Here is a 19,765-nt window from a genome sequence, read left to right on the forward strand (position 1 = left end):
GCCAACTTCTCCGTTTATCCGCCAAACACCCGTTGCGGATTAGTGATCATCAGGGTTTCGAGTTGTTCGCCGCTGACGCCATGACGTTTCAGGCGCGGAACAAAATGTTTGAGGATGTAGCCATAGCCATGACCGCCGTAGCGCGTCAGCATGGTTTTCAGGAACACGTCCTGGGACAGCAGAATCTGCTGCAGATAACCGTCGTCGATCAGTGCGCAAATGGCGCGCGCGTTCTCCTCATCGGACGGTGACTGCGCCGATTCGTCGGCGTAGTAGTAGCTCATGCCGATCATGTCGTATTCGAGGAACACGCCGCGATCCGCCAGCTCGCGCTGGTAGGTTTTGTCGGCAAAGCTGGGGTTCATGTGACACAGCACGGTGTGGCGCAGGTCGGCACCTTCCTGCGCCAGAATATCCAGCACCTTATGGCCGAGCCGTTCCCAGCCGGGCAGATGCACCTGAATCGGTACGCCGGTGGCCGCACTGGCGCGCCCGGCGGCACGCAGCGATTTTTCTTCATCGGGCGTGAAGCGGCTGGATATGCCGATTTCACCGATCAGCCCGGCCAGCACCTCCGGCTTCTCCGGCAGTCCGCCGAGGTCATAAATCAGCTTGTCGGTCAGCTGTTCCACGCTGATGGTTTTTACCCACTCCGGATGCGACGGCTCCAGATACAGACCGGTGCCCATCACAATATTCAGGCCGGTGAGACGGGCGATGCGCTGTAGTGCTTTACCATCGCGGCCGATGCCGATATTGGTCGGATCGATCACCGTTTCGCCGCCCAGCGCGCGGTATTTCATTAGCTCGTCAATTGCGGTATCGACATCAAACAGCTGGCAGTTGTCGCGACTCATCAGCGGGTTAAGCGACAGCTCGCCGAGGTTCTCGATGCGCACCGGCATTTCAGCAATGTGGCGGTCGCTACAGCAGCAGGGCGGTACCCATTTACCGGAGGCATCCAGTAAAATGTGCTCGTGCATCAGCGTGACGCCCATCTCCGCCACCGGCAGCGGACCGAGTACCGTCATCACCTGACCGCTGCTGACGCCGAGCGGCAACGGATCTGCATGGCGAAAAATTGATCCTTTCATGGGCTATCCTTTGGCGGGCGCGCGGCTCGGGTTGAGAATGCGGGTGTTGAGCCAGATGGCGAGCAGAATGATGGTGCCAGTGGCGATCTGGGTATAAAACGGCGAGATATGCGACAAAATCAGGCCGTTCTGGATAATGGCAATCGACAGCGCGCCGAGCAGCGTACCGATCACGGTTCCAAAGCCGCCAAACAGGCTGGTACTGCCCAGCACTACCGCCGCAATCACCTGCAGTTCAAAACCTTCGCCCTGGTTAGAGGAGCCGCTGCCGAGGCGCGCGGTGATGATCATGCCAGCCAGCGCCGCCGCCATACCGCTGAGAATGTACACTTTCATGGTCACCGCTTTGGTATTGATACCGCTGCGCCGTGCACCTTCCGCGTTGGCACCGATGGCGGTGACGTAGCGGCCAAAGCGCAGGTGATTAAGCACAATGTGACCGGCCAGCAGCACCACGATGCCGATCAGCGCCGGCATGGGAATCCCCAGCACCCAGGCGCGCCCCATTAAGGTGAACAGGCTGTCAGCCGGCACCGGGATCGAATAGCCCTGCGTCACCAGCAGCGCGATGCCGCGCACCACTGCCAGCGTGGCCAGTGTGACGATAAATGCCGGTATCCCTTCCCAGGCGATAAAGAAGCCGTTGATGGCGCCCACCAGCGCACCGAGCAGCAGCCCGCCAATCAGCACCACCGGCCACGGCAAGCCCCAGTTATTGAGCGCAATGGCCGACAGCGCGCCCACCAGCGCCAGCGTTGAGCCGACCGACAAATCGATGCCGCCGGTAGTAATCACCAGCGTCATCGCGGTGGCGACGATCAGCAGCGGCGCACTTTGCCGGATGATATTCAGCCAGTTGGTACTGGTAAGAAAGTTGCTGGTGATCAGCGAAAACACCACGCAGCAAAAGACAAAAAACAGCGCGATGCTCACCACACCCGAATGGTTATGCAACAAGCGGCGCGGCAGAGAGTGCTGGATCATGCGTGAACTGCCTAAATTCATGATGCTCATCCTGTTACCTCAGTGTGCTGCCGCGGACTGCGCGGTAAATTTCTCACCTACGATCAGGTTGACGATATCGCTCAGGCTGGTGTCCGCCACACGGCGGTCGGCCACGTTGGTGCCCTCGTACATCACCATGATGCGATCGCACACCAGGAACAGATCCTGCAGCCGATGGGTGATGAGGATCACGCTGACGCCGCGCGCCGACACGCGGCGAATCAGCTCCAGCACCGCCTCAACTTCCGCCACCGCCAGCGCGGCAGTGGGTTCATCCATAATCAGCACTTTGGGATCGAACGCAGCGGCACGGGCGATGGCAATGGCCTGACGCTGCCCGCCGGAGAGGTTACGCACCAGCAGACGGGTATCGGGAATTGAGATGCCGAGGCCTTTCAGCATCTCACGCGCCTGCGCATGCATTGTGGCCTGATCGAGAAACGGCACGCCGAGGATGCGTCTGGTCGGTTCGCGGCCCATGAACAGGTTACCGGCCACGTCGACCGTGTCGCACAGCGACAGATCCTGATACACCATTTCGATATGGCAACGGCGCGAATCCGCCGGATTGCTGAAGTGCTGCTGTTCACCATCAATGCGGATCGCGCCGCTGGTAGGGATCACCGCGCCGGACAGCACTTTGGTCAGCGTCGATTTGCCGGCGCCGTTGTCGCCCACCAGACCGAGCACTTCCCCGGGGGCCAGTTGCAGATTGACGCCGCGCAGAGAACGAATTGAGCCGTAGGTTTTAGTGATGTTAATCATCTCCACCCGGGCCGGAAGAGCTGGTAATTGCTGCATTGGATCACTCCCATCAACGCCTGTGGGAAATGTTTAGCCGGTCGCGAAAAAGAGGCTATCTGACACGATTTACAATCTAGTAAACCGGTTTACCTGTCAGATAAACCCTTAACTCACAGCAACAGGGTAAACGCTACAATGATATTTACTCGCCAGGTATGACATTGCAGCATCCATGCCAGCCTGAATAACAGGCACTGCACTCGCGGCTAACTTGTTGTAATACATCGTATGTTATGTAATCAGCAAGTAAACCGGTTTACTCACTATACCGCTAACGGAAAAAATCGCTCACTTTTTGCGCCATAATTGTGCAGTTTTGCCTCATTTTGGGACATCGCTAACAAATCCCACCGAATCGCGACCGATCCATTCCACCGGTAAACGTGTCTCCATCGGGATGCTGCTGTCGTTGTTGAGCAGGCGCAGCATAATGCTTACCGCCGTGTGGCCCAGCTGGCGCGCTGGCTGGCGGATGGTGGAGATCCGCGGCTGGGTCAGATCGCTGTAGTTGGCGTCATCGAAGCCGACCAGCGACAGCGCCGCCGGTGCCTGCAGGCCGATGGCGCGCAGACCGTCGAGCAGTCCCAGCACCAGATAGTCACTGGCGGCGAACACAGCGGTAGGGCGCGGCGTGCAGCGGAACAGGTGCTGCAACGCCTGCTGACCAAATTCGCGTTCGTAGTTGCCATACATCACCCATTGCGGCGGTACGGTTAAACCGGCCTGCTGCATCGCGGTGCAAAAGCCAAGATAGCGTTCGCGCACGCTCATCAGCTGCTCCGGGCCGCCGATAAACGCTATCTGCGTGTGCCCGGCGGCGATCAACTGCTCGGTGGCCATGCGGCCACCCTGCACGTTATCCGCAAAGACCTTCGGCACGTTACTGCCGGGAATGTCTTCATCCAGCAGCACCACATGGCGCTGCCGCTGAATTTCATCGCGCAGCAGGCCGTTGTCCGGCCGGTTGGTGGTGAACAGCAGGCCATCCACCTGGCGCGTATCCAGCCAGCGGATAAACTGCGCCTCTTTGTCCGGGTTGTTACGCGTGATGCACAGCACCAGACTGTAACCGTGTGCCGACGCCGCTTCTTCGGCGGCATCCGCCAGTTCGGCAAAAAACGGGTTAGTGATATCCGGCAGCACCAGGCCCAGGGTTTCGCTGCCGCCTTTGCTTAAACGCCGCGCAAGAGAATTACCGCGATAGTCCAGCGTGCGGATCGCGCTTTCAATGCGGTCAACGGTGTCCTGCGGCAGCACAATACTGTGATTCAGATAGCGTGACACCGTGGCTTTTGACAGGCCAGCCAGCTTTGCCACGTCAGATAACAACACGCGTTTTGTACTCATCCATTTCGCCATGTTTGCCGGGGTGGCTTATCTGTAACACAGTTAAGCGCGACTAATACAGCGCTTTCCCGATTGCATTGCTGGAGAAATAAACACTTGACAAAAAAATTCGTCGGGCGAATTGTATAAAGCGTTTACCGCAGTACCGGGATTAACTTCCCAACCCGACATTGTTTTTTTCACCCCGCACTCCCAGTGGATGGGATGCCGAAAAAGATAACGCCGGCGGCATCAAAACACGGCATTATCGCCGTGCTCAGAATCATTGAACTGATATTTACCTGCCAAAAAAAACGCTCAGCGGTACGTCGCTGAGAAGCGCTGGTTATTATTATTCCCGACGAGGAACTCAATGATGTCATCTTTCAGCGGAAAACTGCGTTCACTGTTCATCGCGAGTGGTTTACTCGCCGCAGGTTCATTATGCGTTCAGGCTCACGCCGCACCCACTTATGCGTTAGTCCAGATTAATCAGCAGGCGCTGTTTTTTAACCTGATGAATCAGGGCGCGCAGGAAGCGGCCAAAGCCAGCGGTAAACAGCTGGTGATTTATAACGCCAACGATAATCCCGTGGCGCAAAACGATGCGATTGAAAACTATATTCAGCAGGGAGTGAAAGGCATTCTGGTGGATGCAATCGATGTCAACGGTATTGTGCCAGCGATAAAAGAAGCCGCAGCGGCGAATATTCCGGTGATTGCGATTGATGCCGTATTGCCTGCCGGTCCGCAGGCAGCGCAGGTGGGCGTAGATAACCTCGAAGGCGGAAAAATCCTTGGTAAATACTTTGTCGATTATGTTGCGAAAGAGATGGGCGGTAAAGCGCGACTGGGAATTGTCGGCGCGCTCAATTCGGCCATCCAAAACCAGCGCCAGAAAGGTTTTGAAGAGACGATTAAAAGCAACAGCCAGATAACGGTCGCCGATGTGGTCGATGGCCAGAATATTCAGGACAACGCCATGACCGCTGCCGAAAACCTGATTACCGGCAACCCGGATCTCACCGCGATCTATGCCACCGGCGAGCCGGCGCTGCTGGGTGCCATTGCCGCAGTAGAAAACCAGGGACGGCAGAAGGACATCAAGGTATTCGGCTGGGATCTGACGGCAAAAGCCATCAGCGGCATTGACGGTGGCTACGTTACCGCCGTGCTGCAGCAGGATCCAAAGAAAATGGGTGAAGAAGCGCTGAAAGCGCTGAATAGCCTGACGGCCGGCAAAACCGTGAGCAAAACCATTCTGGTTCCGGCCACGGTGGTGACCAAAGCCAACGTCGACAGCTACCGTTCGCTGTTTAAGTAACCGCCAGGCGCAGACGCGAACGTCTGCGCCCAGGCTTAGCGCTGCGCCAGAATACGTTGCAATTCATCAGCATCGGGAAACGCGTTCAGCGTGCCAGTGCGACTGACGGTGATCGCCGCCGCCGCGCTGGCATGCTGCAGCGCCAGCAGGTCGGGCGCGACGCCGCGCAGCAGGGCAGACGCCAGCAGCACGGCGAGGAAGGTGTCACCGGCGCCGGTGGTATCGACGGTCGCGACGTTCATCGCCGGGCAGTACACGCGCTGATTGCCGCGCATCAGCAGCGCACCGGCAGCACCCTGGGTAATCACCAGTGTGTTAACGCCGGCGGGTTGCAGCAGATCGGCTTCCGGTTGATTGACCACCGCGATGTCAATCAGTGGCCAGAGATCGGCGAAGTCCGGATTGACCGGTGAAGGATTAAATACCGTGGTTAAGCCATGCGCTTTTGCCCAGCTAAATAACCGGCGGGTTTTCTCCGCAGAAAAATTGCCCTGCTGCAGCAGAATATCGCCGGCAGCGGCATCGGCTAAGTAAGCCAGGATAATATCCGCTGCCAGTGCGTCGGCCGCGGCGGTGGTAGTAATAATGGCATTATCGCCATCGCTGCTATTAAAAATAATTGAGGTGTCACTGTGAGCAGACAAAAACTGAGGCGGCAGTAAGGTTAATTTCTCGTGCCGGATGCGTCCGCGGATCCACTGGCCGTTAATATCATCGCCGGTGGCGCTAATTAAGCGCGTATCGATGCCGCAACGCGAAAGTATGATTGCCTGATTGGCGCCTTTGCCACCGATATCCTGCGCAATTTTTTTGCCATGAATTGAGGCGCCTTTTTCAGGGAGTTGATCGATGGACCAGGTTTCATCCACCACAATATTGCCTGCAACATAGACACGCATAGTTTTCTCGTTAATAAGGTGAAAGAGATGGCTTCTATATCAGCAGAAAAAAGTAACGCAATACAAGATATTTTTTCACGCAGTAAAGCGGTGATTGGTGTTATTCACTGCGATGCCTTTCCCGGCTCGCCGAAATATCGTGGTAAACCGGCGAGTGAAATTATCGATTGCGCCCTGCGCGATGCGGATAATTATCTCGCTGGCGGCGTGCACGGTTTAATCGTTGAGAATCATGGCGATATTCCCTTTGCCAAGCCCGACGATATTGGTCCGGAAACGGCGGCATTTATGGCGGTGATCACCGATAAAATCCGCGAGCGTTTTGCTGCACCGCTGGGAATTAACGTGCTGGCCAATGCGGCAATCCCGGCAATTGCCACGGCATTAGCCGGCGGGGCGGATTTTGTGCGCGTTAACCAGTGGGCCAATGCCTATATCGCCAATGAAGGTTTTATCGAAGGGGCAGCCGCTAAAGCGCTGCGCTATCGCAATCAGCTGCGGGCCGATCATATCCGCGTATTTGCCGATAGCCATGTTAAACACGGCAGCCACGCGATTGTCGCCGACCGCTCAATTCAGGAGCTGACGCGTGACGTCGACTTCTTCGAAGCCGATGCGGTGATCGCCACCGGCCAGCGCACCGGCGACAGCGCCACGCTGAGTGAGATCGACGAAATCCGCGCCGCAACTGCCTTGCCGCTGCTGGTGGGCTCAGGCGTGACGCCGGACAACGTCTGCCAGATCCTTGGCCGCACGCAGGGGGTGATTGTCGCCAGCACGCTGAAAGTCGATGGCGTGTGGTGGAACCCGGTGGAACTGGCGCGCGTGAAGCACTTCATGGCGGTGGCGCAGGCTGCGCTGGAGGAGGCGTGATGGAAAGCTTCAGCGATCGGCTGCTGACGCAGCATCAGGCGCTATGGCAGGCGATGCAGCAGCACCGCTTTGTCGTCGACATTGAGCACGATCGGCTGCCGGACAGCGTGTTTAATCGTTATCTGGTGTTTGAGGGTAACTTCGTCGCCACCGCCATCGCTATTTTTGCGCTGGCGGTGAGCAAGGCGCCCGGCATTCGTCAGCAGCGCTGGCTGATTGGCGTGCTCAATGCGCTGGTGGATACGCAAATCGCCTGGTTTGAGGCGGTGCTGGCGCGGCGCGGCATTCAGCCAGCGGATTATCCGGACGATCTGCCCGGCGTCAGCGCATTCCGCGATGGCATGCTGAAAGTCGCGCAGCAGGGCAGCTATGCGGAAATCATCACCCTGATGTTCGGTGCCGAGTGGATGTATTACCACTGGTGCCTGCGCGTCAGCGCGCAATCGCAGCAGGACGCTGACGTGCGCCGCTGGGTAGAGATGCATGCTGAAGACGAGTTCCATCAGCAGGCGCAGTGGCTGAAAACCGAACTCGACCAGTGCGCACTGACGCTCAGCGCGGCGCAACAGGCGCAGCTGTCGCAGCTTTACGCCCGCGTGCTGCAGTGGGAGATTGATTTCCACAGCGCGGCTTACCCGGAGGGCGCCCATGACTAGCTGTTTCATCGAAGCGCGCAACATCGGTAAACGCTTCGGCGCGCTAACGGCGCTCAGCCAGGTCAATCTGTCGATCCATCGCGGCGAAGTGCTGGCGCTGCTGGGTGACAACGGCGCGGGCAAATCGACCTTTACCAAAGTGTTATCCGGTGCGTACAGCGCCAGCGAGGGTGAGCTGTGGGTAGACGGCAGGGCGGTGAAATTCACCTCGCCACGCCAGGCCGCCGAGCACGGTATTGCCACCATCTATCAGGAGCTGGCGCTGGCAGAGAATCTGTCGATTGCCGAGAACGTGTTTCTTGGCCGCGAGCTGAAGCGCCGCGTGCTCGGCATTCCTTTTCTGCGCCGCCGCGCGATGCGCGAAACGGTGGATCAACTGCTGACCGAACTCGATGCGCACATTTCCGATGCCGAAGCGGCGGTCGGCAGTCTGTCCGGTGGCCAGCGCCAGGCGGTGGCGATCTGCCGCGCACTCAATCTCAACGCGCAGCTGGTGATCATGGATGAACCCACCGCCGCGCTGGCGGTCGCGGAGACGCAGAAAGTCCTGCAGCTGACGCGCCGCCTGGCGGAACGCGGCTGCGCCGTGGTGCTGATCAGCCACAACATCAGCGATGTGTTTGCCGTGGCCGATCGCATGGTGGTGTTTCGTCGCGGCCGCAAAATCGCCGAGCGCCGTCACGCGGACACCACGCCAGACGAAATCGTTGCACTCATTACCGGTGCGCATCCTGATGCGCGCATTTTCGAAAACACCTAAGCACGTACACCAGGGGAAATCATCATGCATCGCATTGCTACTGCTGTTTGTTCGCTGTCACTGCTGGTATCGGGTTACGCCCTCGCGGCGCAAAAGGTGGCCTTTGTGCCACAAATCATCGGTATTCCCTATTTTCAGGCGATGGAGGCGGGCGGCAAGCGCGCCGCGCACGATCTCGGCGTGGAGTTTGTCTATAGCGGTCCGGTAGATACTAACCCGATGGATCAGCTGCAGATCGTGCAGAACCTGATTGCGCAGAAGGTCAGTGCGATTGGCATCAGCGTGCTGGATGCCTCCAGTATTGCGCCGGTGATGGCGCAGGCGCAGGCGAGTAATGTGCATCTGTTCACCAGCGACAGCGATGCGCCCGACAGCGGCCGGCCGGTTTATGTGGCGCAGGCCACCGATGAGGGACTGGGCGATACGGTGATCGATGAGATGGTCAAACGCGTCGGCGAGCGCGGCAAAATTGGCATCGTCTCCGGCGAAGCCACCGCGTCCAACCTCAACAGCTGGATTGGCTTTATGCAGCAGCGGGTGAAAAGCAAATATCCGCACATTACGCTGCTCAAACCCCAGTACGCCGGCGGCTCCGCCAGCCGCGCGGCGCAAATCACCACCGATTTGATGTCCGCTAACCCCGATCTGAAAGGGGTGATTGCCATGGCGTCCACGACCTGTCCGGGCGTGGCGCAGGCCATCGAAACCGCTGGCAAAAACGGCAAGGTGATCGGCAGCGGTTTCTGCAGCCCGAACACCGCGCGCGCCTACCTGAAAAGCGGGGCGTTTGGCTACACCGTGCTGTGGGACCCGGAAAAGCTTGGCTATCTGACGGTGTGGGCGGGCAAACAGCTGATCGACGGTAAAGCCTTTGCCGCCGAAAACCATGTTCCCGGCTTTGCTCAACCGGTGACCTTTGACAGCAAAACCGGTGTGCTGCTGCTCGGCAGGCCGGCGGTGTTTACCAAAGATAACGTCGACCAGTTCAAATTCTGACGAGGCCTGTGATGCATATGACTTCGCGGGAAATCGTCCTGCTGGCGATCGCCGTGCTGGCTGGCGCCTGCTTTACGTGGTTTTCACCGTGGTTTGCCACCGCTGACAACCTGTTGACCATTCTGCGCAACAGCAGCGAACTGCTGTTGATCGCGCTGGGTATGACGCTGGTCATCGCCATGGGCGGCGTCGATGTGTCGGTGGGCGTAGTGATGGGCGTGGCCGCGTGGGGCGTCGGACAACTGCTGATGCTGCAATCCCCGCTGCTGGCGGCGCTGGCCGGACCGCTTATTGGCCTGCTGGCAGGGCTGATCACCGCGCTGGTAGTGGTGATTGGCCGCATTCCGGCGATTGTTGGCACGCTGGGGCTGTTCGGCGTCTGGCGCACGGCGCTGTTTGTGCTGCTGGGCGGGCAGTGGCTTTCCGGTCTGCCAGGCGATCTGACGCATGCGCTGATGCGGCCGCTGCTGGGACTGCCGCTGATGGCCTGGCTGATTATCGCGGCCTGGGCGCTGGTGTGGCTGGCGCTGCGCCATACGCCGTACGGGTTATGGCTGCTGGCCGCCGGCAACTCCGAAGAAAAAGCGCGGCTGGCGGGCATTCCGGTGACCCGGGTGCGTGTTGCGACCTTTGCCCTCAGCGGCGTGCTGTGCGGCCTGGCCGCCACCTGCTACATCGCCACCTATCGTAACGTGGAGATGACCGTCGGCGGCACGCTGGCACTGGAGGCGATTGCCGCGGTGGTGCTGGGCGGCACGCGCATTACCGGCGGCTCCTGCAGTCTGCTCGGCACGCTGCTCGGCGTGCTGCTGTTGCGCATTCTGCAAAATGGCCTGCTGCTGATTGGCGTGCCCTCGCTGTGGCAAACCGTGGTCACCGGGGCGGTGCTGTTGCTGGTGCTGAGCAGTGAAGCAGCCAGTGGGCGGCTGTTATCGCTAAGGAGGCTGGCATGAAACTGTGGCGCAAAGCCCCCGATCTGACGCTGCTGCTGGCGCTGTGGCTGTTGCTGCTGGGGGCCATCGCGATTGTGCTGCCGCAGATGCTGGCGGCATGGTCGCTGACCTCCATCCTGCAGTTTGCCACGCTGTTGTCGCTGGTGGCGCTCGGGCAGTCGCTGGTGGTGATGACTGGCGGCGGCGGCATTGATTTGTCGGTTGGCGGTAACGTTTCGCTCTCGGCGGTCATTGGCATGCTGGCACTCGATCAGGGCATTGCGCCCGGCTGGCTGCCGCTGATTTGCCTGCTGAGCGGTAGCCTGGCCGGCGCGCTGAACGGCCTGCTGGTGGCGCGCTTACGCCTCTGGCCGCTGATCGTTACGCTGGGCAGTTTTTATCTGTTTTCCGGCCTGGCGCTGGCATTAACCGGTGGTGCGGCGCTGGCCGGCGTGCCGCCGCTGCTTACGCAGTGGGGGCGGGCGGCCATGCTGTCCGTTCCGTTGCCTTTCTTAACCTGTGTCATCCCGGCGTTTCTGCTGGCGTGGCTGATCCTCAGCAACAGCGCGTGGGGCAAATGGATCTACGCCTGCGGCTTCAATGAGCACGCCACGCGGCTGGTGGGCATTCCGGTCGATCGCCTGCGGCTGCTGGTTTACTGCCTGAGCGGCGCGCTGGCGGGCTGCGCCGGCTTTATTTCCCTGTGCTGGCTCGGCAGCGCCCGCCCGGAAATCGGTGTCAATCTTGAGCTGGAATCGCTGACTGCCGCGCTGCTGGGTGGCGTGGCGATCTTTGGCGGGCGCGGCAGTGTCATCGGCGTTCTTGCTGCCGCGCTGATGCTGGTCACCCTCAAAACCTGCATGTTGCAGCTGGGGCTGAACAGCGTGTGGCAACTGGGCGTGGTGGGCATGCTGTTAATCATGGTGTTAATGGCACAACGACTTTTTATCTATCGGAGATAACACATGAGTCTGACTGAAAAAATTAGCGCGCACGTCGATGCCAGCGCGCAGCGTATCGCGCAGACATTATGCGACCTGCTGGCGTTTCCCTCAGTGGTAAAGGTCGATCCGCGCGAGGCCGGGCCAGGCGAGCGCGACTGCCAGCGCTACCTGCAGCAGCGGCTGATGGCGCTGGGCATGGACACTGATTTGTGGGATCCGGATGGCCCGGCGCTGTACCAGAAGTATCAGGGCCGCCCGGGCGCCAATAAAGGCCGCACCTTTGAAGGCCGTCCCAATCTGGGCGGCACCCTGAGCGGATCCGGTGGCGGCAGGTCGCTGATGCTTACCGGCCATATTGACGTGGTACCACCGGGTCCGGCTGAGCACTGGCACAGCGATCCATTTGTGCCGGAGATCCGCAACGAGGCGGTGTATGGTCGCGGTGCGGTGGACATGAAAGGCGGCGTGGCCTGCATGCTCATGGCGGTGGAGTTGCTGCAGGATCTCAACGTGCAGCTGGCCGGCGACGTGGTGTTCACCACGGTAGTGGATGAAGAGATCGGCGGCATGGGCTCGCTGGCAATGGTGGATCGCGGCTTCAAAGCCGATGCCGGTATCATGACGGAGCCCACTGCCAACCGCATCGCGCCGATTTGCCACGGCATTTTGTGGGCGCGCATCATCCTCGATGGCATCGGCGGCCATGCGGAATTAACGCCGAACAGCTGGGACAGCAGCGGTCCGGTTGATGCCGTGATGTTGTGTCGCCAGATGCTGGACGGGCTCGATGTGCTGAACCGCCGCTGGCAGACGCAGCCCGACAAAAACCATCCACTCATGGATCTGCCCAACCAGATTATCGTGACGCAGCTGAAAGTGGGCGAGCACCCGGCGTCGATTGCCGGCCGCGCCGAGATCGTCATCGACGTGCAATATCTGCCGGCAGAAAAGGATGAGATGGGGCTGGGCGGTAAGGTAAAACAGGAGATTGAGGCGCACGTGGCGAAGGTATGCGCGCTGGATCCTTACCTGGCAAAGCATCCGGCGCGCGTGGAGTGGATACTGGACGCCGACTGCGCCGAGATCCCGGCCGCTCATCCTTTTGTCAGCGCTTTTCAGCAGGGCGTGAGTGACGCGGCACTGAGCCCGCAGCTGGCCGGCTTTGGTGCCCACAGCGACATTGGCTTGCCCAGCACGCTGGGCCAGACGCCGACGGTCAACTTTGGTCCCGGCGATCCGGCGCTGTCGCATCAGCCTAACGAACATGTGCCGATTGCCGATCTGGTGGCCTGCACCAAAGCCATTGCGCTGACGCTGGTGCACTGGTGCGGGCTGGCTAAGGAAGCGGGGCGCTGAGAGCATTAACCACCGCAGTGACGCTGGCCGCAGATGGTCGGCGTCATGCGTTAGCGCATTCTGTCACTGAGCAGTCCTGACGGCTTAGCCATTCACGCGTTTCCACCCTCCGCCAGCCAGCATGCACTGGCGGAGGGGACTTGCGTTACGGCTGGTCGGGCAGCGCGGCGAGTAACTTATCCAGCGTCACCGGATAGTCTCTCACTCGTACGCCGGTTGCATTGTAGACCGCATTAACCAGCGCAGCACCGACGCCACACAGCCCCAGTTCACCGACGCCTTTGGCTTTCATCGGCGAAGAGACCGGATCGGTGTCATCGAGGAAAATCACCTCCTGCTCAGGCACATCGGCGTGTACCGGCACTTCATAGCCTGCCATGTCGTGATTGACGAAGTAGCCGAGCCGGGTGTCCACCGCCAGCTCCTCCATCAGCGCGGCGCCGAGGCCCATGGTCATCGCGCCGATCACCTGACTGCGCGCGGTTTTGGGGTTGAGGATGCGCCCCGCAGCACACACCGCCAGCATGCGCCGCACGCGCACTTCGCCGGTGGCGCTGTCGACCGCCACTTCGACGAAATGGCCGGCAAAGGTGGATTGCTGGAAGGTTTTATCCAGATCGCCGAATTCCATGGTCTCTTCCGCCATCAGCGAACCCGCCGCAGTAAGCGGCAGGCGCTGTCCGCTGGCGTGAATGTGCCCATCGGCAAACTCTGCACTTTCTGCATCCAGACCCAACTGTGCGGCAACCTTCTCGCGTAGCCGGACGCAGGCCGCGTACACCCCGGCCGTGGAGGTATTGGCTCCCCACTGGCCACCCGAACCCGCCGAGACAGGAAACGCCGAATCGCCGAGCCGCACGCTGACCTGCTCAATCGGCACGCCCATCATCTCGGCTGCCGTCTGGGCGATGATGGTATAGCTGCCGGTGCCGATATCGGTCATATCGGTTTCGACGGTGATTGTGCCTTGCGCATCCAACTGCACGCGCGCGGCGGAGGGCGCCAGCAGGTTATTACGGAAACCGGCTGCCACGCCCATGCCCACCAGCCAGCGCCCCTCGCGCCGTTGCCCGGGTTTAGCACAGCGCTCCGCCCAGCCAAATTTGCTGGCGCCGGTGCGCAGGCATTGCACCAGCTGGCGGCGTGAAAAGAAGCGCTCCGGATGCAGCGGATCGACCTGTGTATCATTGATGATGCGAAACTCAACCGGGTCGATACCGGCGATGGCGGCCATTTCATCCATGGCGATCTCCAGCGCCATCAGACCGGGCGCTTCACCTGGCGCACGCATTGCGTTGCCCTCGGGCAGATCGAGTTCGGCGAGGCGCAGTCCGGTAAGCCGATTGGCGGCGGCGTAAAGTAATTCAGTCTGCTGCACCGCAGTTTCCGGCGTTCCGCCCGGCAGGTTACCGGACCAGCTTTCATGGGCAATGGCGGTGAGATGGCCTTGCGCATCGCTAGCTAATCGGATGCGCTGCCGCGTTGCTGGCCGGTGCGTGGTGTTGTTAGGGATCATCGGGCGCGGCACCATCACTTTCACCGCGCGTCCCACGGCGCGCGCACCCAGAGCCGCCAGCAGCGCATCGCTTCGTAGAAACAGTTTGCTGCCAAAGCCACCGCCGACGTAAGGAGAGAGCACGCGCACCTTTTCCATCGGCATGTCGAGCGTGTGCGCCAGGTCGGTGTGGCACCAGTTAATCATCTGATTCGAGGTCCAGACCGTCAGGTGATCATCCTGCCACAGCGCCATGGAAGCGTGCGGTTCCATTGCCATATGGCTTTGATCGGGCGTGGTGTAGGTGGCGTCCAGCGTAAAGGCTGCGCTGTGCAGGGCAGCATCGACGTCGCCCAGTGTTTTATCAGGCTCACCTTCGGGTGACGTTGTCACTTCAGGCTGGGCCGCTTCAAGATCGTAAGCCCCCGTTTCAGCCTGGCAGTTAACCTTAACCAACTGCGCGGCCGCACGTGCCTGCTCGAAAGTCTCCGCCACCACCAGCGCCACAGCCTGGTGATAGTGTTCGATTCTATTATTTGCCAGCAGCGTCGCGGTGTTGCGCTCTGCCTTGTTGAGCTTGCCGGCTGTTGCTCCGGTGACGATGCCGAGCACGCCCGGTGCCTGTGCTGCGGCGTGGGTGTCAATCGAGAGAATATTGCCTTTGGCAACTGGCGCGCCGACCACATAACCGTAGGCCGCATCCGGTGCTTCAGCGTGCCATTCATAGGCGTAATGCGCCGAGCCGGTGGTTTTTAACGGCCCGTCGATGCGCGCCAGCGGCTGGCCGACGACGCGCTGCCGATCGATAGGATTGGCGGTTGCTGGTGTGTCAAATTTCATGCGTTGCTCCTCGCTTCCGCGATCGCTGAGGCGAGCGTACGCTGCGCCAGCAACAGTTTGTATCGGTTGGCTTCAGTGGGACGCGCATCAGCAAACAGCACATCGCAGACCGCCTGCGCCCCGTGAGGAATTTCGGCATCCGCCGCCGCGCTGCGCCACGGCTGATGGGCCACGCCGCCGACGGCCACCCGGCCGCTACCCTCAGGCAGGATAACCGTTGCCACCGAGACCAGCGCAAAGGCGTAAGAAGCGCGATCGCGCACCTTACGGTAAATGTGGGTGCCACCCAGCGGTGCAGGCAGGGTAACCGCGACGATCAGCTCACCCGGCTGCAGCACGGTTTCGATATGCGGCGTGTCGCCCGGTGCGCAGTAGAATTCAGCGATGGGAATAGCGCGCTGGCTGCCATCAGGGCTGACGGTTTCAATCACCGCATCCAGCAGTCGCATCGCCACCGCCATATCGCTGGGATGGGTGGCAATACAGGCTTCGCTGACACCCACCACCGCATGTTGGCGGCTGAATCCTTCGCGTGCGGCACAGCCCGTACCCGGCTGACGCTTATTACAGGGTTGATTAACATCGTAAAAATAGGGACAGCGCGTGCGCTGCAGCAGGTTGCCAGCGGTGGTGGCCTGATTGCGCAGCTGGCCTGAAGCGCCCGCCACCAGCGCGCGCGTCAGCACGGCATAGTCGCGCCGGATGCGCGCGTCTGCCGCCAGATCGGTATTGCGCACCAGCGCACCAATACGTAAGCCGCCCCCGGCGGTGGGTTCAATGCTGTCCAGCGCCAGTCCGTTAACATCAATCAGGTGCGACGGGGTTTCAATTTCCAGCTTCATCAAATCGAGCAGATTGGTACCGCCGGCGATAAAGCGTGCGCCCGGATGCTGCATTGCGCTGCTGGCGGCCTGTGCAGGCGTCGCAGCCCGTTCAAAGGTAAAGGCTCTCATGCTTTCTGGCCTCCGGCGTACTCTTCAATGGCGGCAAGAATGTTGGCATAAGCGCCGCAGCGGCAGATGTTGCCGCTCATGCGCTCACGAATTTCTTCATCGCTCAGCGCTGGCGCGGCGGTCAGATCGCCCGTGACATGGCTGGGAATGCCCGCCGCAATTTCCTGCAGTACCGCCAGCGAGGAACAAATTTGCCCCGGCGTGCAGTAGCCGCACTGATAGCCGTCGTGGCGGATAAAGGCGGACTGCAGCGGATGCAGATCATCCGGCGTGCCGACGCCTTCAATGGTGGTCACTTCGGCATCCTGCTGCATCACCGCGAGAGTGAGGCAGGCGTTGATGCGCCGGCCGTTGACCAGCACGGTACAGGCACCGCACTGACCGTGATCGCAGCCTTTTTTGGTGCCGGTCAGGTGTAAATGTTCGCGCAGCGCGTCCAGCAGCGTGGTACGGGTATCCACGTTAAGCTGCTGAGGTTCGCCGTTCACCTGCAGCGTGACCGGCACCGTGACGGGGGCCGGCGCGGCGGAACCGGCACCGGCTGTCAGCCGGGCTCGCTCTGTCTCTTCCTGCTGCGGTGAATACCGCTGCGTCTTCTCATCGCGTGGGTTGCTCATGCCTTTGCCTCCGGACAAGTGGCGAAATGAAATTTCAATGACACCGATTTTTATAAGGTTTTGGAAAACTTTAAGCATAGACGTCAATACGCAGACGACCATGCGGCAGGGCAAAACCGATCCCAGCAACGGACAAGTCTGAAGCCTGTCGGACTGTTCACGGTGACAAATACCCGCATTCATGATTAATATGCATGCTTTGCTAAACCGTTTTAGCGATTAAGTGAGACTGAATCATGATGAAACGTATCTGGTGTCTGGGTGATGCCGTAGTGGATTTGCTGCCTGATGACGCAGGCCGTTTGTTGCAGTGTCCCGGTGGCGCACCCGCCAACGTGGCAGTGGGTATCGCACGGCTGGCGGGTAACAGCGGATTTATCGGACGGGTGGGCGACGATCCTTTTGGCCAGTTTTTGTGTCGCACGCTGGCGCAGGAAAAGGTGGATGTTTCCCATATGCGCAAAGATGTGCAGCAGCGCACCTCCACGGTGGTCGTGGCCCTGGATGAGTACGGTGAGCGTACCTTCACTTTCATGGTGCGCCCCAGCGCCGACTTGTTTCTCACGCCAGACGATTTGCCGCGGTTTCAGTGTGGCGAGTGGCTGCACTGCTGTTCGATTGCGTTACTCGCCGAGCCGTCGCGCACGGCGGCGTTAACCGCCATGCAGCGCGTGCGTGAGGCGGGCGGTTTTGTCAGCTTCGATCCGAATATCCGTCTTGATTTGTGGTCCGATGCGGCGGAGTTGCTGCAATGCCTCAGTGCGGCCCTGCAACGGGCGGATGTGGTGAAGCTCTCCGTGGAAGAACTGGCCTTCATGACGGACACCGCCGACATTGACAGCGGCATCGCGCAACTGGCGCAGCGCTTCTCTCTTAAATTGTTATTAGTCACGCAGGGCAGCGCTGGCGTGCGTGCTTATTTTGATGGCCGGCAAACTCACTATCCCGCGCGCGCGGTGATCAGCGTGGATACCACCGGTGCCGGCGATGCCTTCGTGGCGGGACTGCTGTGGGAACTGGCGCAGCGGGGTTTGCCGGCGGATGAAGCGCAGCTGGCGGCCTGCCTGCGCACGGCGCAGGCGTGCGGGGCGCTGGCCACTACCGCCAAAGGCGCGATGACCGCGTTACCCAACCATCAACAGCTACAGCAGCACAGTATCTGACCCCGCCGTTTTCCCTGTTTTGCGATGTATCTCACATCCACTAAATCGGTTTAGCAAAATCCATTGCGCTTTAAAAATCGGCACCGCTATGATGCGGTGCCTAAACCGGTTTAGCAAAAAAAATACATCTGATGATAGCCTTGCCTCAGGGATGCAAAACAGTGAAAAAAAGTATAATCGCGATAACCCTTAGCACCGTATTAGGCTCAGGCTCAGCCTGGGCGGCTGACGACATGAGCAGTATTGAAGCGCGCCTGGCGGCGATGGAAAAACGGCTGGCCGCGGCTGAACAGCGTGCCAGCGTGGCGGAGCAGCGCGCGCAGGCAGCGGAACAGCAGGTGCAAAAGCTGGCTGCGGTGCAGCAGCAGAACCCGACGCCGGTTGCCGTGGCACAGACCGAACCGCAGGCCGCTCAGCCTGTTGCGCCCGCCGCCAGCAGCGAGTCAGAGGGCTTTGAGTTTCATGGCTACGCACGCTCTGGCCTGTTGATGAACAGTTCCGCTGCGAAAACTCAGGGCGGGCCCACCGTCACGCCAGCCGGTGAGACCGGCGGTCACGTCGGGCGGCTCGGCAATGAGCCGGATACCTACGTTGAACTTAACCTCGAACATAAACAAACGCTGACCAACGGTGCCACCACGCGCTTCAAGGCGATGCTGGCCGACGGACAGCGCACCTACAACGACTGGACTGCCGCCAGCAGCGATCTCAACCTGCGTCAGGCGTTTGTCGAACTGGGGCAGCTACCGACCTTCACCGGTGCGTTCAAAGACTCCACGGTGTGGGCCGGTAAGCGTTTCGACCGCGATAACTTCGACATCCACTGGATCGATTCCGATGTGGTATTCCTGGCCGGAACCGGGGCCGGTATTTACGACATGAAGTGGGGCGATGACGCCCGCAGCAACCTGTCGATTTATGGCCGCACCTTCGGGGACATCGAAAATAACGACAACACCGCGCAAAACTACATTCTGTCGCTGAATAACTTCGTCGGGCCACTGCAGCTGATGGTGAGCGGCATGCGCGCGAAAGATAACGATCAGCGCACCGATATTGACGGCAATCGCGTGAAAAGTGATGCCGCCAGTGACGGTGTGCACGCCCTGGTCGGATTGCACAACGACAGCTTCTACGGCCTGGGTGAAGGTTCAGCGAAAACCGCGCTGCTGTACGGTCATGGCCTCGGCGCAGAAGTGAAGAGCATCGGTTCCGACGGCGCGCTGTTGCCGCAGGCGAATACCTGGCGGCTCGCCAGCTACGGCATGACGCCGCTGGGCGCTGGCTGGCACATCGCGCCAGCGCTGCTGGCGCAGAGCAGCAAAGACCGCTATGTCAAAGGCGACAGCTATGAGTGGGCCACCGTGAACCTGCGCCTGATTCAGGCATTTACGCAGAACTTTGAGATGCAGTATGAAGGCTCATATCAGTACATGGATCTGCGGCCTGAAGGCTATAACAATCGCCAGGCCGTCAGCGGCAACTTCTACAAGCTCACCGTCGCCCCCACGCTCAAAGCCAGCGACGTGGGCGAATTCCTCAAGCGTCCGGAAATCCGCCTGTTCGCCAGCTGGATGGACTGGGATCATCGTCTGGATAACTACGCCAGCGATGACGCCTTTGGCAGCACCGGCTTTAAATCCGGTGGCGAGTGGAACTTTGGCGTGCAAATGGAAACCTGGTTCTGATGAAACGGCCCGCGTGCGGGCCGCTTAGCGCATGATGGCA

The 19,765-nt window shown here is 60.1% G+C and carries 18 protein-coding genes; 10 read left to right on the forward strand and 8 right to left on the reverse strand.

Annotated features, from left to right (window positions below; genetic code table 11):
- Positions 1-14: 14 nt before the first annotated feature.
- The 4 genes from OXR61_RS19350 to OXR61_RS19365 all read right to left on the reverse strand — a co-directional run bounded on the left by OXR61_RS19350 (position 15) and on the right by OXR61_RS19365 (position 4,262).
- Entirely contained in the window at positions 15-1,094 is a 1,080-nt protein-coding gene (locus OXR61_RS19350; protein WP_021509461.1) for a phosphotriesterase-related protein, read from the reverse strand.
- 3 nt (positions 1,095-1,097) lie between these two features.
- A complete protein-coding gene (locus tag OXR61_RS19355) occupies positions 1,098-2,099 on the reverse strand; it encodes an ABC transporter permease (protein ID WP_021509460.1) in 1,002 nt (333 codons plus the stop codon).
- Between the two features lie 18 nt (positions 2,100-2,117).
- The gene (locus tag OXR61_RS19360) at positions 2,118-2,864 is read right to left on the reverse strand and encodes an ATP-binding cassette domain-containing protein (RefSeq protein WP_021509459.1); all 747 of its coding nucleotides are present in this window, start codon (positions 2,862-2,864) and stop codon (positions 2,118-2,120) included.
- A gap of 360 nt (positions 2,865-3,224) precedes the next feature.
- Positions 3,225-4,262 carry a LacI family DNA-binding transcriptional regulator gene (locus tag OXR61_RS19365; RefSeq protein WP_031280100.1) on the reverse strand — a complete coding sequence of 346 codons (1,038 nt, stop codon included), beginning with the start codon at positions 4,260-4,262 and terminating at the stop codon, positions 3,225-3,227.
- A 340-nt stretch (positions 4,263-4,602) separates the two neighbouring features.
- On the opposite strand from OXR61_RS19365, the gene OXR61_RS19370 reads away from it, so the two are divergent.
- Positions 4,603-5,553 carry a substrate-binding domain-containing protein gene (locus OXR61_RS19370; protein ID WP_031280099.1) on the forward strand — a complete coding sequence of 317 codons (951 nt, stop codon included), beginning with the start codon at positions 4,603-4,605 and terminating at the stop codon, positions 5,551-5,553.
- A 35-nt stretch (positions 5,554-5,588) separates the two neighbouring features.
- Here OXR61_RS19370 and OXR61_RS19375 read toward each other — a convergent pair whose 3' ends face one another.
- The gene (locus OXR61_RS19375) at positions 5,589-6,452 is read right to left on the reverse strand and encodes a PfkB family carbohydrate kinase (RefSeq protein ID WP_021509456.1); all 864 of its coding nucleotides are present in this window, start codon (positions 6,450-6,452) and stop codon (positions 5,589-5,591) included.
- 27 nt (positions 6,453-6,479) lie between these two features.
- On the opposite strand from OXR61_RS19375, the gene OXR61_RS19380 reads away from it, so the two are divergent.
- Genes OXR61_RS19380 through OXR61_RS19410 form a run of 7 tightly spaced genes read left to right on the forward strand, consistent with a single transcriptional unit; the run spans position 6,480 to position 12,969 of the window.
- Positions 6,480-7,325 (forward strand): BtpA/SgcQ family protein, encoded by an 846-nt coding sequence (locus OXR61_RS19380; RefSeq protein WP_021509455.1) that lies wholly within the window; start codon positions 6,480-6,482, stop codon positions 7,323-7,325.
- Positions 7,325-7,981: a TenA family protein gene (locus OXR61_RS19385; protein ID WP_021509454.1), complete on the forward strand. Its 657-nt coding sequence runs from the start codon at positions 7,325-7,327 to the stop codon at positions 7,979-7,981. The genes OXR61_RS19380 and OXR61_RS19385 overlap by 1 nt, the downstream gene beginning before the upstream one ends.
- A complete protein-coding gene (locus tag OXR61_RS19390) occupies positions 7,974-8,741 on the forward strand; it encodes an ATP-binding cassette domain-containing protein (protein ID WP_021509453.1) in 768 nt (255 codons plus the stop codon). The genes OXR61_RS19385 and OXR61_RS19390 overlap by 8 nt, the downstream gene beginning before the upstream one ends.
- A 24-nt stretch (positions 8,742-8,765) precedes the next feature.
- Positions 8,766-9,737 carry an autoinducer 2 ABC transporter substrate-binding protein gene (locus OXR61_RS19395; protein WP_021509452.1) on the forward strand — a complete coding sequence of 324 codons (972 nt, stop codon included), beginning with the start codon at positions 8,766-8,768 and terminating at the stop codon, positions 9,735-9,737.
- Between the two features lie 11 nt (positions 9,738-9,748).
- Positions 9,749-10,690, forward strand: a complete 942-nt coding sequence (locus OXR61_RS19400) for an ABC transporter permease (RefSeq protein ID WP_031280098.1) — start codon at positions 9,749-9,751, stop codon at positions 10,688-10,690.
- Positions 10,687-11,631: an ABC transporter permease gene (locus tag OXR61_RS19405; protein ID WP_021509450.1), complete on the forward strand. Its 945-nt coding sequence runs from the start codon at positions 10,687-10,689 to the stop codon at positions 11,629-11,631. The genes OXR61_RS19400 and OXR61_RS19405 overlap by 4 nt, the downstream gene beginning before the upstream one ends.
- Positions 11,632-11,634: 3 nt before the next feature.
- The gene (locus OXR61_RS19410; protein ID WP_021509449.1) at positions 11,635-12,969 is read left to right on the forward strand and encodes an ArgE/DapE family deacylase; all 1,335 of its coding nucleotides are present in this window, start codon (positions 11,635-11,637) and stop codon (positions 12,967-12,969) included.
- 145 nt (positions 12,970-13,114) lie between these two features.
- Here the strand turns inward: OXR61_RS19410 and paoC are convergent, their stop codons facing one another.
- From paoC to paoA, 3 genes are read right to left on the reverse strand one after another with little or no spacing between them, the layout of a single operon-like run.
- Positions 13,115-15,304 carry an aldehyde oxidoreductase molybdenum-binding subunit PaoC gene (paoC, locus tag OXR61_RS19415; protein ID WP_021509448.1) on the reverse strand — a complete coding sequence of 730 codons (2,190 nt, stop codon included), beginning with the start codon at positions 15,302-15,304 and terminating at the stop codon, positions 13,115-13,117.
- A complete protein-coding gene (locus tag OXR61_RS19420) occupies positions 15,301-16,257 on the reverse strand; it encodes a xanthine dehydrogenase family protein subunit M (protein ID WP_021509447.1) in 957 nt (318 codons plus the stop codon). The genes paoC and OXR61_RS19420 overlap by 4 nt, the downstream gene beginning before the upstream one ends.
- Entirely contained in the window at positions 16,254-16,874 is a 621-nt protein-coding gene (gene paoA / locus OXR61_RS19425) for an aldehyde dehydrogenase iron-sulfur subunit PaoA (RefSeq protein WP_021509446.1), read from the reverse strand. Before paoA ends, OXR61_RS19420 begins: the two co-directional genes overlap by 4 nt.
- A 236-nt stretch (positions 16,875-17,110) precedes the next feature.
- Between paoA and OXR61_RS19430 the strand changes: the two genes are divergently transcribed.
- A complete protein-coding gene (locus tag OXR61_RS19430; RefSeq protein WP_031280096.1) occupies positions 17,111-18,037 on the forward strand; it encodes an aminoimidazole riboside kinase in 927 nt (308 codons plus the stop codon).
- Between the two features lie 161 nt (positions 18,038-18,198).
- Positions 18,199-19,725, forward strand: coding sequence for a carbohydrate porin (locus OXR61_RS19435; protein ID WP_031280094.1), 1,527 nt, complete (start codon positions 18,199-18,201; stop codon positions 19,723-19,725).
- The last annotated feature ends 40 nt before the right edge of the window (positions 19,726-19,765 follow it).

Source organism: Pantoea sp. GM_Pan_4 (genome assembly GCF_026541005.1).
GTDB classification, from domain to species: domain Bacteria; phylum Pseudomonadota; class Gammaproteobacteria; order Enterobacterales; family Enterobacteriaceae; genus Pantoea; species Pantoea dispersa.